Genomic DNA, 13,667 nt, shown 5'->3' with positions numbered 1-13,667 from the left:
GGCCGCTACCGTCCGGCCACCGCCGGATCGGAAATGCGGTGCGGCCGCCCCGCCCGCCACGCCGCGATATGCCGACGACAAGGTCGCGGCTGTCGCCGGATCGATACGCAGCAAGCACGGCACACGCCGCCGCGTTTGTTATGCTGCGCGCATCGCCAGCCCGAGCCGATCGCCGCTCATGAACGCCCTCGCCCCCGACCTCGCCCGCACGCTGCACGCCGCCTGCGATACCTGCTTCGGCACGGCCGCCGTCTGGCCGCTCGTCGAGCACGCGTATGGCGAACCGCAACGCCACTACCACACGCTCGCGCACCTGGCCGAGCTGTTCGCGCATCTCGCACCATATCGCGCGGAACCGCTGTGGCCGGCGATCGAGCTTGCGGTATGGGCGCACGACTTCGTGTACGCGACGACGCTGCCGGATCATGCGGACAACGAAGCACGCAGCGCGCAATGGCTCGTGCAGGTCACGAACGCACACTGCAGCGCATCCTGGTTGCATGCGCACGCATCGCATGTATCCGTTGCGCACGATCTCGTACTCGCGACGAAGTCGCACCGGCTGCCCGATGCGTTCGCGTCCGCCCCGGACGTGCAGCGTGCCGGCCGGCTTTTTCTCGACGCGGATCTCGCGATCGTCGCGGCCGCGCCCGATCGACTGCGCGAATACGATCGCGCAATCGCATGCGAGTGGGCACAGGACCCCGATGCGCCGTCGGCTGCATTCCGCGAGGGTCGCAAGCAGGCGCTTGAACGCCTGCGCGCGCAGGCCCCGCTGTTTCAATCGGCGGAATTCGCGCCGCTCACACCGCTCGCGCAGCGCAATCTCGATACGCTGATCGCCGAGTACGCGTAAGCGCCGGGCAAGAACACGCGAAAGCGACCGCATCGCCTCCGCCGGATCGGTCGAGCCGGCCCGTCACGTCACGCCCGGCGACTCTCCCCACACCCGAACGGCATTCCTGCCGCGGCGCTCCGCAGCGCCGGGGCCCTTGCCGCATCGAATTCATCCGACATCCGACGGCAAAACCGGCCAACACGTCGATTTCCCCGAGAAACCGCCCCATCCGCATCGCGCGCCGATGCGTAACCCTTCAAACATCATGTGATTGCATTTTCACATCCAATGTGATTTTATTATCACATCGTGCATGCCGCCGCCCACCACCCGCGCGGCGCACCCCATACCAAGGAAGAGACGCAGATGGAGACAATCGCCGTTATCGGCAGCAACATGGTCGACCTCGTGACCTATGTCGCACGCATGCCCGCCCGGGGCGAAACGCTCGAGGCGCCGAATTTCGAACTGGGCTGCGGCGGCAAGGGCGCGAACCAGGCGGTCGCGGCCGCCCGCCTCGGCGCGCGTGTCGTGATGGTCACGAAGGTCGGCGACGACGTGTTCGCCGACAACACGATCCGCAACTTCGCGCGCGAAGGCATCGACACCACGCACGTGAGCAAGGTCGCCGGCGTGCCGAGCGGCGTCGCGCCGATCTTCGTCGAGCCCGATTCGAGCAACAGCATCCTGATCGTCAAGGGCGCCAACCGCCACCTGACGCCGGCCGACATCGACGCGGCCGCGCCGCAGCTCGCCGAATGCGCACTGATCGTGCTGCAACTCGAGATCGAGCTCGACACCGTCTATCACGCGATCGAATTCGGCGCACGCCACGGCATTCCGGTGCTGCTGAACCCCGCGCCCGCGGTCGCCGATCTCGATTTCGAGCGGATCCGCACCGTCGAATTCTTCGTGCCGAACGAAACCGAGCTCGCGATCGTGTCGGGCATGCCGGTCGATTCGCGCGACACCGCGGCACGCGCCGCCGAAGCGCTGGTCGCGCGCGGGCTGAAGCACGTGCTCGTCACGCTCGGCAGCGACGGTTCGCTGCTGGTCTCGCGCGACGGCGTGCGGCACGTGCCCGGCGTGCCGGTCGACGCGCGCGACACGACGGGCGCCGGCGACGCCTATATCGGCTGCTTCGCGCGCTGCTACGCCGCATCGCGCAACGCGCTCGACGCGATGCGTTACGCGTCCGCGTATGCCGCGCATTCGGTCACGGGCCTCGGCACGCAGAAGTCGTACGCCGACACCGCGACGTTCGAACGCTTCCTCCGCGACGCCGGCATCTGAACGGCGCCTTCATCGACGAGACAACCAGGAAGGAGACACCCATGGGCCGAGCCAGAATCGAACACACACCCGACGGCTATTACCTGAACCGCACGCCGCTCTTCGCCTTCACGCTGCTGTGCTGCCTGTTCGCGCTGTGGGGCACCGCCGCGAACCTGAACGACGTGCTGATCGCGCAGTTCAAGAAGTCGTTCTTCCTGTCCGATTTCGAATCGGCGTTCGTGCAGTCCGCGTTCTATCTCGGCTACTTCTTCCTCGCGATTCCCGCCGCGACCGTCGTGAAGAAGTTCAGCTACAAGACGACAATCCTGGTCGGCCTGCTGCTCTACACGACCGGCTGCCTGCTGTTCTTCCCGGCCGCGTCGATGGCGAAGTACGGGATGTTCCTCGTCGCGCTGTTCGTGATCGCGGCGGGCCTGTCGTTCCTCGAAACCGCGTCGAACTCGTATTCGACGCTGATGGGCCCGCGCGAAACCAGCACGCGGCGGCTGAACATCTCGCAGACGTTCTATCCGTTCGGCGCGATGGCCGGCGTCTACATGGGCAGCTTCCTGATCTTCAAGGAAGGCGATGCGTCGCACGCGCAGCTTGCCGCGATGTCGGCGGCCGAAGCCCACGTGCACCAGCTCGCGATGATCCAGGCCACGCTCGAGCCGTACAAGTGGCTGATCGTCGTGCTCGTCGCCGTGTTCATCGTGTTCGCGCTCACGCCCTACCCGGCCTGCAAGGGCAACGGCCCCGGCGCGGCCACGCACCGGATCGACGCGCGCGGCACGCTCGCGCGCCTGTTCGGCAACCGGCGCTTCGTCGCGGGCGTCGTCGCGCAGTTCCTGTATGTGGGCGCGCAGGTGGGCGTGTGGAGCTTCACGATCCGGCTCGCGATGCAGATCGGCGGCCTCACCGAGCGCGGCGCGTCGCACTACCTGCTCGCGACGTTCTTCGCGTTCTTCGTCGGCAAGCTGGTCGCCACGCTCGTGATGAAGCGCGTCGGCCCGGCCAAGGTGCTGATCGTCTACGGCATCCTGTGCATCGCGCTGCTCGCGTACACGATCAGCGTGCACAACATCACGGCCGTCTATGCGGCCGTGGGCGTGAGCGTGTTCCTCGGCCCGTGCTGGCCGACCATCTACGGCCTCACGATCGACGGGCTCGGCAAGGACACCGAATACGGCGGCTCGATCCTCGTGATGAGCATCGTCGGCGGCGCGGTCGTGCCGCTGATCCAGGGGCTGATCTCCGACCACACCGGCGGCAACATGCAGCTCGCGTTCGTCGTGCCGCTCGCCTGCTTCGTCGTGATCGTCTACTACGGCTTCTACTGCCTGCGCCACCTGCCGGCCGCGACGCCCGACGCAACCGCCGACGGCCACGCATCCGCGCGCTACGCCGCCACGCGCAACACGTCGGGAGCATGAGCATGCGAGGCGAAATCGAACTGCGGCGCGACGACTTCCGCGACACGCCGCGCACGCTGTACCGCACCGACGGCCTGACCGTCACCGCGTTCGCGTATCCGTCCGGTGTCGAGGCGCTGAAGCTCGAGAACCGGCGCGGCCATCTCGTCGTGCTGCCGTATCTCGGCCAGATGATCTGGGCCGCCGCGTTCGACGGCCGCGACCTGACGATGAAGCACATGTTCCGGCAACCGAAACGCGCGGCTTCGATCATCGATACCTACGGCTGCTTCATGTTCCACAGCGGGCTGCTGCGCAACGGCTGCCCGGGGCCGGACGACACGCACGCGCTGCACGGCGAGATGCCGTGCGCGCCGATGGACCGCGCGAGCCTGGTCATCGGCGCGGATGCGCGCGGTGCGTTCGTCGAAGTGACCGGCGAGTACGAATTCGTGCAGGGTTTCGGCAGCCACTACATGGCGCGTCCGTCGGTGCGGCTCACGGAGCACGACGCGCAGATGACGATCTCGATGGACGTGACGAATCTCGGCGGCACGCCGATGGACCTGATGTACATGGCGCACCTGAACTACGCGTACGTGCCCGGCGGCCGTTTCGTGCAGTCGCTGCCGCACAACGGGCTGCGGCTGCGCGACAGCGTGCCCGCGCACGTGAAGCCGACCGCCGCGTGGCGCGACTACACGGCCACGCTCGCGCGCGAACCGCAACGGCTTCACACGCTCGATGCGCCCGCGCTGTACGACCCGGAGATCGTGTTCTTCATGAACGATGCGGAAACGGATGCCGGCGGCGTCGCGCATTTCCGGCTCGAGCATCCGGACGGCGGCGCATTCCACACCGCGTACCGCCCCGAGCAATTCCCGCATGCGACGCGGTGGATCCTGCACAACGCGGACCAGCAGGTCGCCGCGTTCGCGCTGCCGTCGACCTGCGAGCCGGAGGGTTATCAGGCCGAACGCCGCAAGGGCCATGTCGCGACCCTCGCGCCGGGCGCGACGCGCCGCTTCGAAGTCGTCACCGGCTACCTGAGCGCGGCGGAAGCCCGCCATGCCTGAGGCGATGCAAAGCGCGATGCCCGCCCGCGCGGCGTCAGGTCACGAGCGCGATCCCGTGTTCGCGGATCGCCGTTTCGTAGCGGCTGCTCAGTTGCCCGTCCGAGATCACGTAGTTGAAGTCGGTCAGCTCGGCGAAATAAGCCGCGCGCACTTCGTCGAACTTCGTGTGGTCGACGAGCAGGAAGCGGTTCTGCGCGCGTTCCATCACCTTCTTCTTCGCGTCGACTTCGTGGAAGTTGAAGCAGGTCACGCCGCAGCGGTCGCTCACGCCGGCTGCGGAGATGAACGCCTTCGACACGCGCACGGTATCGAGGATGCCCGTCTCGGCCACCGACTCGAACACCATGTTCTTGCGATGGTACGCACCGCCGCACAGGATCACGCTGCAATGCGGCTTCTGCTGCAGCTTCGCGAACACGTTCAGCGAATTGCAGACGGCGGTGAATTCGAGGTCGTCCGGAATGAAGTCGACGACGAACGGCGTGGTCGAGCCGCAGTCGACGAAAATCGTGTCGCCGGTCGTCACGAACTGCGCGGCCAGCTTGCCGATGCGGCGCTTCTCCTCCGTCTGCCGGTTGTTCTCGGCGCTGACCACGTACTCGCCGATGTCGCTGCGCTGCGCGGCGAAGTGGCGGGTCACGTAGCCGCCGATCAGGCTGAGGCCGTGCGGGTTGTCCGCGAGATCGCGGCGGATCGTCATTTCCGATACGCCGAACAGCTCGGCGACTTCCTTCAGATGAATCGCGTTCTGCCCTTGCAGGACGTTCATCAGCGTCTTGATTCGTTCGCCCTTCTTCGTTTCCATGCCAGTATCCTGCGTGCGCGCCGCGTCCGTCGCTTGTCGTGCCGAGCGCGCGGGCCCGGCCGGAATGTCGTATTTGTAACAAACCGATGTGAAAACATCAACTTTCCGTGTGCCCTTCCGGCACACGATCCGTGGAGTCCTGAAACATGCCGCTTTCCAATGCCCAACTCGCTCAAACCATCGATCACACGCTGCTCGCGCCCGACGCGAGCGACGCGCAGATCCGCGACCTCTGCCGCCAGGCGGCCGAGCATCGCTTTTACTCGGTCTGCGTGAATTCGGCGAACGTGCCGCTCGCCGCGCGCGAGCTGGCCGATACCGGCGTGCTCGTCTGCGCCGTGGTGGGCTTTCCGCTCGGCGCGGGGCTGTCGGTCGCCAAGGCATTCGAAGCCACCGCCGCGATCGCGGCGGGCGCCGGCGAGATCGACATGGTGATCAACATCGGCGCGCTGAAGAGCGGCCGCGCCGACGACGTGAAGGCCGACATCGACACCGTGCACCGCGCCTGCGGTGCGGTGCCGCTCAAGGTGATCCTCGAAACGGGGCTGCTGACCGACGACGAGAAGGTGCGCGTGTGCGAGATGTGCCGCGATCTCGGCGTCGCGTTCGTGAAGACGTCGACAGGGTTCGGCCACGGCGGCGCGACGCTCGCGGATGTCGCGCTGATGCGCCGCACGGTCGGCCCCGTGCTCGGCGTGAAGGCTTCGGGCGGCGTGCGCGACCGCGCGGCCGCGCTGGCGATGATCGAGGCCGGCGCGACGCGGCTCGGCACGACCTCGGGGGTGGCGATCGTCACCGACCAGGGCGGCGGCGAATCGGCGTATTGACGACGCGGGGCGCTGACGGCTGCGGTGGTGCGCTTCGCGCCGCCGCCGCTGCTACCGCGCGCGTTGTCGATCATTTTCAGCGGCATGGCAGTCGGCATGGTCGTCGCGTCGTCGATCCGGTTCCATGCACGTACTGCGCTGCTTCAGATCGATGGAGCATCCCCGGCCCGTATCGGGTTAGTCTGCCACCCGGAGGCCAGCCATAAAATAACTTAGTTAACCGAATCAACAGCAAGAACAAACGATCCCCTATCACTCAATTAGAGAGATTCAATTGGCATCGCGCATGTCGACGAGACTACAGTTCGGCGGGGTCTTCCCCCGAATTTCATCCAAGGAACCTCATCGATATGTCAAACACCGCGAATCGCTTCTTGCAGAGCATGATTGCCGCGGCCTGCGTCGCATTGGCCTCTTCCTCACACGCTGCCGAACTGACGCGCGACAACGGCTCGCCCGTCGGCGACAACCAGAATTCGCAGACAGCCGGGCCGAACGGGCCGGTGCTCCTGCAAGACTCGCATCTCATCGAAAAACTCCAGCGCTTCGATCGCGAACGCATCCCAGAGCGTGTCGTGCATGCCCGCGGCACCGGCGCGTTCGGTGAATTCGTGCCGAGCGCCGACATCAGCGAACTGACGACGGCCAAGGTCTTCACGCCCGGCACGAAAACGCCCGTGTTCGTCCGCTTCTCGACCGTGATGGGTTATCGCGGCTCGCCCGAGCAGGCGCGCGATCCGCGCGGTTTCGCCGTGAAGTTCTATACGGAACAGGGCAACTGGGATCTGGTCGGGATCAACCTGCCGATCTTCTTCATCCGCGACGCGATCAAGTTCCCGGACTTCGTCCATGCGAACAAGCCGAGCGCGGTCACCGGCGTGCAGGATGCGAACCTCGCGTTCGATTTCTTCGCGCACGCGCCCGAAGCAACCAGCATGCTGACCCGGCTGTACTCGATCGAGGGCATGCCCGATTCGTACCGGAACATGGACGGCTACGGCGTGCACGCATTCAAGTTCGTCAACGCCGACGGCAAGTACACGTACGTGAAGTTCCACTGGAAGAGCGCGCAAGGGATGCACGGGCTTCGGCCGAAGGACATTCCCGGTTCGATCGGTGCCGACTGGAACCTGATGACGAACGACCTGTACGGCGCGCTGAAGGCGGGCAACGCGCCGAAGTGGGATCTCTACATCCAGGTGCTGAAGCCGTCTGAGCTCGACGCGTTCGACTTCAACCCGCTCGACGACACCAAGGTATGGACCGGCGTGCCGGAGCGCAAGATCGGCACGCTGACGCTGAACCGTGTGCCGGACAACTACTTCGAGTCGACCGAGGAATCCGCCTTTGCCCCGTCGCGGATGGTGCCGGGCATCGAGCCGTCGGAAGACCGGATGCTGCAGGGCCGGATGTTCTCGTACGCCGATACGCAGATGTACCGCCTCGGCGCGAACTTCAACCAGTTGCCGATCAACCGGCCGCGCGTGCCCGTCACGAACAACAACCAGGACGGCGCGATGAACTTCGGCGACCGCAAGGGCGAAGTGAACTACGAGCCGTCGGCGCTGAACGAACTCGCGCAGAACCCGCGGTACAAGTCGGTCCAGACGCCGCTTGCCGGCACGACGCAACAAGCCGCGATCCGCAAGACGCTGAACTTCCGGCAGGCGGGCGAGTACTACCGCACGCTGCCCGCGCAGGAGCGGCAGGATCTGGTGACCGCGTTGTCGGGTGACCTGAACCACGTGACGAACGACGCGAACAAGTACGCGATGCTGTCGTACTTCTACAAGGCCGATGCGGACTACGGGACGCGCCTGGCGCGTGCCACGCACGCCGACCTGACCCGCGTGAAATCGCTCGCCGACAAACTCGTCGAGAACTGATCGGGTAATCCCGCGAAGGCTGCCGGTGCGGCCTTCGCGTCCCGACCCATCGATCCGATTGCGCCGCGCGTCCACGCGCGGCGCGCATTGCTGATGAAGAATCGACTCCGAACCGCCCTCTCCCGCGCGCTCGCGATCGCCGGAGCCGTCGTGCTCGCGGCCTGCGCACAAACCGCACCGCCGGCGGCCGTGCCGCACCCCGATGCGCACGCCGACCTGCGCCGCTACGACGACGCATGGTTCGCCGCCGCGCGCCTCGGTCGCATCGACATCCTGCAGGCACTCGTCGACGCGCGCTATCCGATCGACGCGACGACACGCGAAGGTTATACGGCGGTCATCCTGGCCGCCTATCGCGACCAGCCTGCAACGCTCGACTATCTGCTGCGCAACGGCGCGGACCCGTGTCTCGGCGATCGTCACGGCAACACGGCCCTGATGGGCGCGCTGTTCAAGGGCGAGACCGCGATCGCGAAACGGCTGGCCGATACGCACTGCCCGATCGACCAGACCAATCACGCCGGCGAAACGGCGCTGTCGTTCGCCGCGCTGTTCGGCCGCCTCGACATGCTGCCGGTGCTCGTCGCGCACGGCGCGAACCCCGATCACGTCGATGCGCTCGGCCGCACCGCGCTGCAGAACGCGATCCTGCAAGGCAACGACGCCGCGGTGGCCGCACTCGAAAAGGTTGGCGCGACACCGAATGCCGATGTGACGTTGCGCTCGAGGCCGTGACCGCTCGACCTTGAACCTGCCTTCAACGGCATGATTTCCGACCGGCAAAGGCAGGCACCGACCGTTTCGACGAAGGCGCCTCTTCCGCCCGCTCCGCGACATCGGCACAATGCCGGTCATGCGCCAAGACAACGCCTTCGTCTACCCGTCCGCCGGCCCCGTCGGCCGCCTCGCCAACCGGCTCGTCGCGAGCCGCCCGCTGCTGCGCGCACGCCGCGCGCTGCTGTCGCGGCTGCCGTTCCTGCAACTCGCGAGCGAAGTCGAGAACGTCGTGTACTGCACGTGGCTGGTCGACGTCGCCGCCGTCGCGCACCTGGTGCCGCGCGGCGTCACGCTCGCGAGCCGCGACGGCCGCACGCCGTTCACGATCCTCACCTACGCGCACCGCCATTTCGGCCCGCGTATCGCCGGCCCGCTGCGACGCGTGTTCCCGTCGCCGCTGCAAAGCAACTGGCGGCTTTACGTCGATGCGCTGCCGGATGACGTGCCGGCCGATCGCACGGTGCTGTTCGTGAAGAACGTGTTCGATCATCCGCTCTATGCGCTCGGCAGCCGGCTCTTCAGCGACGCGCTGCCGTCGCATCTCGCCGCGCGCTTCACCCATGCCGTGCAGGACGGACGTTATCGAACGCTGCTGTCAGGCGGGACCGGAAGCGCGCCCGATTTCCACTGCTCGGCGGCCGTGTCGAACGACGACACGCTACCCGCCGCGTTCGCGCCGTTCTTCGGAGGCTGGCGCGACGCCGTCGCCTACCTGTCGCTGCAGCACGCGGCCGTCGCGCATGTCGCGGACTGCGACGGCCTCGCCCATGCGTCGATCGACCTGCCGATCGACATCGATGCGGTCCGGCCGCTGAAACCGGTCGAACCGGTCGGCGGCGGCGCCTTCCTCGCGCGGATCGGCGCGACCGGCGAACCGCTGTGCTTCGTCGTGCCGGATGTGGCGTTCCGCGTGTTGTCGGAGCGGGTGTTGTAACGCCCCGCTCAACCCGCGCGCCGCGCGTGCGCGGGTTCGTCCGCGTCGCGTTCGTCCGCCAGCCGCCCGAGGTAATCCCGCACGAACTGCCCGGCAATCCGCCCCGACCGCGCACCGCGTTCCAGCGCCCACTGCAGCGCCGGTTCGCGCGCCGCGCGGATCTGCTCCGCATCGAACCCGGCTTCCACGAGCCGGCTTTCGACGACGGCCAGGTACGCATCCTGCGTGAACCCGTAGAACGTCACCCAGATCCCGAAACGCTCGGACAACGAAATCCGCTCCTCGACCGCGTCGCCCGGATGCAGCTCGCCGTTCTCCGCGCGCGACACGTTCGCGTTGTCGCTCGCCTGCTCGGGCATCAGGTGGCGGCGATTCGACGTCGCATACACGAGCACGTTCGACAGGTCGCTCGCGACCGAGCCGTCGAGCACCGTCTTCAGTTCCTTGTACCCGGTCTCGCCGGCCTCGAACGACAGGTCGTCGCAGAACACGATGTACCGCTCGGGCCGCGCACGCACCAGCTCGACGATCGCCGGCAGATCGCTGAGCCGTTCCTTGCCGACCTCGATCAGCCGCAGCCCGTGCGGCGCGAACGCGTGCAGGCACGCTTTCACGATCGACGACTTCCCGGTGCCGCGCGCGCCGGTCAACAGCACGTGATTGGCCGCGAACCCGCGCACGAACTGCCGCGTGTTCCGTTCGACGATCGCCACCTGGCGCTCGACGTTGCGCAGCGCATCGAACGTTGTCAGCGCGGGCGCCGCGACCGGTTCGAGCGGCGCCGTGCGCGGCCCGCCGTCGAAACCGCGCCAGCGGAACGCGACGGCCGCGTCGAAATCGACGGCCGCCGGGCGGCCGGTGCCCGCAAGTGCCTCGAGCGCGGTCGCGATCCGTTCGAGCTGGTGCGCGAGCGCCGGACCGTCGACGGATGCGCACGCGTCCGGCACCACGGCCATCAGGTTCTGCATGTCGCGGTCGCCGCTCATTGCCGTACTCCCTGCGATGCACTCGCGTGGAACGGGAACCGCTGCGCGATCGCCACGCCGACGAGCGCCACGCCGCCGCCGATCAGGTGATACAGCCGCAGCGATTCGCCGAGCAGCACGATCGCGCCGCCGGCCGTCATCACCGGCAGCAGGTTCATGAACATCGCGCAGCGGCTCGGGCCGAGCAGCCGCACGCCCTGCATCCACAGGTACGGCAGCACGACCGACGCCAGCACGCCGGCATACAGGATCAGCGGCACGCTCGCGCGGGTCGGCCACGCCGCCTGCGCGGGCAAGCGCAGCAGCATCGGCACCATGAAGACGAGCGCGGCGAGCGCCTGCACGTAGGTCGACTGCCACGCCGGCAGCACGCCGATGCGCCAGCGCTTGAGCAGCACGCCGTACAGCGCATACGCGGCCGACGCGGCCAGCATCAGCAGGTCGCCCGCATGCACGCCGCGCGCGGCGATCGTCGTCGGGTGCCCCTCGGCGATCAGGTAGACGACGCCCGCGAGCGACAGCACCCCGCCGCCGATCATGCCGGCCCCCGGCGGATCACCGAGCAGCAGCGAGCTGAGCGCCATCGTCATCAGCGGCACGAGCGCCGTGATGATCGCCATGTTGGTCGCGCTCGTCGTTTTTGCGGCCTCGTAGGACAGGCTCTGGAACAGCGCCATCGCGAGAAAACCGAGCACCGCGAGCTTCGGCAGGTGCGCGACGAGCGCCGCGCGGTTGCGCCACGCGGGGCGCAGCGTGAACACGCTCATCAGCGCGACGGCGAGCAGCAGCCGGTAGAACGTGATCGCCGACGGGTCGATCGTCGATGCCGACAGCTTCGACACGACCACGTTGCCGGCCCACAGCGCGATCGCGCAGAAGGGAAACAGAAAAGGAGGCTTGTTCATCGCGTTTGACGGATTAATATCGTGACAGGGTGCGGGCGTGAATCGGAACGCCATCGTGCCCGCCCGCCCAACTGCCTGTCTCACGCCAAAATGTCAGGACCTGTCGCCAATCGGACACTCGAGCCCACCCCGCCGCTTGCGCACCTGCGCTACGAATCGACGCCGATGCCCGTGTCGGCGATGGCGGCGGCGTACCCGCACGGCACGTCGATACCGACGCACTGCCATCGCCGCGCGCAACTGCTCTATGCGATCGAGGGCGTGATGCACGTGCAGTCCGAAGGCGCGTCGTGGGTCGTGCCGCCCACGCGCGGCGTGTGGCTCGAAGCCGGCCTCGACCACACGGTGCAGATGAGCGGCGACGTGCAGATGCGCACCGTGTTCGTCGAACCGGGCACGGTCGAGCACCTGCCCGCGCGCAGTTGCGTGGTGGAAGTGCATCCGCTGCTGCGCGAGCTGATCCTCGCCGCGGTCGACGTGCCGCTCGACTACGCGCCGGGCTCGCGCCACGACCACCTGATGCACCTGCTGCTCGCCGAGGTGACGGTCGCGCCGCTGTTGCCGCTGTATCTGCCGTGGCCGCACGACGCACGGCTGCGGACGATCTGCGACTCGCTCGTCGCCGCGCCCGACGATCCGCGCACGATCGCCGAATGGGCCGACCGGCTCGGCCTGTCGGTCCGTACGCTGCATCGCGCGTTCCGGCGCGAGACGGGCCTCAGCTTCCGCCGCTGGCGGGAGCAGGCCCGCCTGCTGCTCGCGCTCAAGCGCCTCGCGCACGGCGAGAAGGTGCTGACCGTCGCGATGGATCACGGCTACAGCAGCCAGAGCGCGTTCTCGGCGATGTTCAAGCGGCATTTCGGGGTGTCGCCGTCGGCGTTTTACGCGTAGCGCGCGGCTGTGCGCGACGGGGGCGCTACCGCGCCGCGATCCCCGCGATGAAGAACACGCACGCGGCGGCCGACGCGACCGTGCGCACGTGATTCCACCTCGTCCAGTCGTTCACGTAACGCGTCCACAGCGCGGCGCCGGGCGCGGTCGACGGATCGGCCGCGGCGAGCGCATCGTTGAGCGGCACGTTGACGGCCATCGTCACCGCGAACATGCCGAACACGTACAGCACGCCGCCCGCGAGCGCGGCCATCGCCCCCGGCTGGCCGCGATCGAGCAGCGCGATCACGACCAGTGCCAGCGCCATCAGCGTCGTGACGAGGAACAGCGGCATGAACGGCGAACGCACGATGTCGACGTTGATCGCGTTCATCGCGGCCACGCCGGCTTGCGGCGCGATCCGTCCGAGCGACGTCATCACGAACGCCGAAAACGCGAAGTACACGCCGGCCATCAGCCCGCAGCCGACGGCCGAGCCCCACAGCAGGACGGGCGTCACGAACGCGATCATGATCGTGCGCTCCACACGCCGGTCGCGGCCGTCGCGCGCGCATAGTCGGCGAAGTCGCGTGCCGGCCGCCCGAGCGTCGCTTCGATGCCGTCCGTCACCGCGCTGTTGCGCCCGTCGAGCACCACGCCGAACAGATCGTCGAGCAGCGCGGCGACCGGCTCCGGTACGCCGGCCTCGCGCAATCCGGCCAAGAACGCATCGGCCGGAATCTCGCGATAGACGACCGGCCGGCCGGCGGCCCGCGCGATTTCGCCGACCGCTTCGGCGAACGTCAGCGCGCGCGGGCCCGTGACCTCGATCACGCGGTTCGCGACGCGCGCCTCGGTGAGCGCGGCCACCGCGACGTCCGCAATGTCGTCCGCATCGACGAACGGCTCGCGCACCGCGCCGGCCGGCAGCGCGACTTCGCCGGCCAGCACGCCGTCGATCAGGTAGCCCTCGGAGAAGTTCTGGTTGAACCAGCTCGCGCGCACCACGCCCCAGCCCACGCCCGACGCCTGCAGCGCGGCCTCCGCAGCCTGCGCGCGCGGCTCGCCGCGCCCGG

14 protein-coding genes are annotated in these 13,667 nt (G+C 67.8%); 9 read left to right on the top strand and 5 right to left on the bottom strand.

The features are described 5' to 3' along the window. The first annotated feature begins 178 nt into the window (after window positions 1-178). The 4 genes from L810_RS08045 to L810_RS08030 all read left to right on the top strand — a co-directional run bounded on the left by L810_RS08045 (window position 179) and on the right by L810_RS08030 (window position 4,601). Window positions 179-856: an HD domain-containing protein gene (locus L810_RS08045; protein ID WP_021157866.1), complete on the top strand. Its 678-nt coding sequence runs from the start codon at window positions 179-181 to the stop codon at window positions 854-856. A gap of 348 nt (window positions 857-1,204) precedes the next feature. Next, the gene (gene rbsK, locus L810_RS08040) at window positions 1,205-2,131 is read left to right on the top strand and encodes a ribokinase (protein WP_021157865.1); all 927 of its coding nucleotides are present in this window, start codon (window positions 1,205-1,207) and stop codon (window positions 2,129-2,131) included. A 41-nt stretch (window positions 2,132-2,172) separates the two neighbouring features. Next, complete coding sequence (gene fucP, locus L810_RS08035; protein ID WP_021157864.1) at window positions 2,173-3,546, top strand: L-fucose:H+ symporter permease; 1,374 nt, start codon at window positions 2,173-2,175, stop codon at window positions 3,544-3,546. Window positions 3,547-3,548: 2 nt separating this feature from the next. Continuing rightward, window positions 3,549-4,601: an aldose 1-epimerase family protein gene (locus tag L810_RS08030; RefSeq protein WP_021157863.1), complete on the top strand. Its 1,053-nt coding sequence runs from the start codon at window positions 3,549-3,551 to the stop codon at window positions 4,599-4,601. Window positions 4,602-4,635: 34 nt separating this feature from the next. On the opposite strand, the gene deoR is transcribed toward L810_RS08030, so the two are convergent. Next, on the bottom strand, window positions 4,636-5,406 hold the full coding sequence (deoR, locus tag L810_RS08025; protein WP_021157862.1) for a DNA-binding transcriptional repressor DeoR: 771 nt from the start codon (window positions 5,404-5,406) through the stop codon (window positions 4,636-4,638). 146 nt (window positions 5,407-5,552) lie between these two features. Here deoR and deoC point away from each other — a divergent pair, with 146 nt between their 5' ends. The 4 genes from deoC (at window position 5,553) to L810_RS08005 (ending at window position 9,830) form a co-directional block, all read left to right on the top strand. Then, window positions 5,553-6,233 carry a deoxyribose-phosphate aldolase gene (deoC, locus tag L810_RS08020; protein WP_021157861.1) on the top strand — a complete coding sequence of 227 codons (681 nt, stop codon included), beginning with the start codon at window positions 5,553-5,555 and terminating at the stop codon, window positions 6,231-6,233. 383 nt (window positions 6,234-6,616) lie between these two features. Beyond that, entirely contained in the window at window positions 6,617-8,119 is a 1,503-nt protein-coding gene (locus L810_RS08015; protein WP_175895352.1) for a catalase, read from the top strand. Window positions 8,120-8,212: 93 nt separating this feature from the next. Beyond that, window positions 8,213-8,854 carry an ankyrin repeat domain-containing protein gene (locus L810_RS08010; RefSeq protein WP_042973794.1) on the top strand — a complete coding sequence of 214 codons (642 nt, stop codon included), beginning with the start codon at window positions 8,213-8,215 and terminating at the stop codon, window positions 8,852-8,854. A 109-nt stretch (window positions 8,855-8,963) separates the two neighbouring features. Continuing rightward, window positions 8,964-9,830: a DUF2071 domain-containing protein gene (locus L810_RS08005; RefSeq protein ID WP_021157857.1), complete on the top strand. Its 867-nt coding sequence runs from the start codon at window positions 8,964-8,966 to the stop codon at window positions 9,828-9,830. A gap of 8 nt (window positions 9,831-9,838) precedes the next feature. Here L810_RS08005 and L810_RS08000 read toward each other — a convergent pair whose 3' ends face one another. Then, entirely contained in the window at window positions 9,839-10,786 is a 948-nt protein-coding gene (locus L810_RS08000) for an ATP-binding protein (protein WP_051392195.1), read from the bottom strand. Between the two features lie 26 nt (window positions 10,787-10,812). Then, window positions 10,813-11,721 carry a DMT family transporter gene (locus L810_RS07995; protein ID WP_021157855.1) on the bottom strand — a complete coding sequence of 303 codons (909 nt, stop codon included), beginning with the start codon at window positions 11,719-11,721 and terminating at the stop codon, window positions 10,813-10,815. A gap of 90 nt (window positions 11,722-11,811) precedes the next feature. Here L810_RS07995 and L810_RS07990 point away from each other — a divergent pair, with 90 nt between their 5' ends. Beyond that, window positions 11,812-12,612, top strand: a complete 801-nt coding sequence (locus tag L810_RS07990; protein WP_042973765.1) for an AraC family transcriptional regulator — start codon at window positions 11,812-11,814, stop codon at window positions 12,610-12,612. A gap of 25 nt (window positions 12,613-12,637) precedes the next feature. Here L810_RS07990 and L810_RS07985 read toward each other — a convergent pair whose 3' ends face one another. Next, window positions 12,638-13,123 carry an anthrone oxygenase family protein gene (locus L810_RS07985; protein WP_021157853.1) on the bottom strand — a complete coding sequence of 162 codons (486 nt, stop codon included), beginning with the start codon at window positions 13,121-13,123 and terminating at the stop codon, window positions 12,638-12,640. Continuing rightward, window positions 13,120-13,667: NmrA family transcriptional regulator (locus L810_RS48075; RefSeq protein WP_042973763.1), on the bottom strand; the 548-nt coding region annotated here is incomplete at its 5' end. The genes L810_RS48075 and L810_RS07985, both read right to left, overlap by 4 nt.

The sequence above is a fragment of the Burkholderia sp. AU4i genome (genome assembly GCF_000466765.1).
GTDB lineage: Bacteria > Pseudomonadota > Gammaproteobacteria > Burkholderiales > Burkholderiaceae > Burkholderia > Burkholderia cepacia.
The sequence above is the reverse complement of the archived record's forward strand: the minus strand, read 5'-3'. Positions and strand labels throughout refer to the sequence as shown.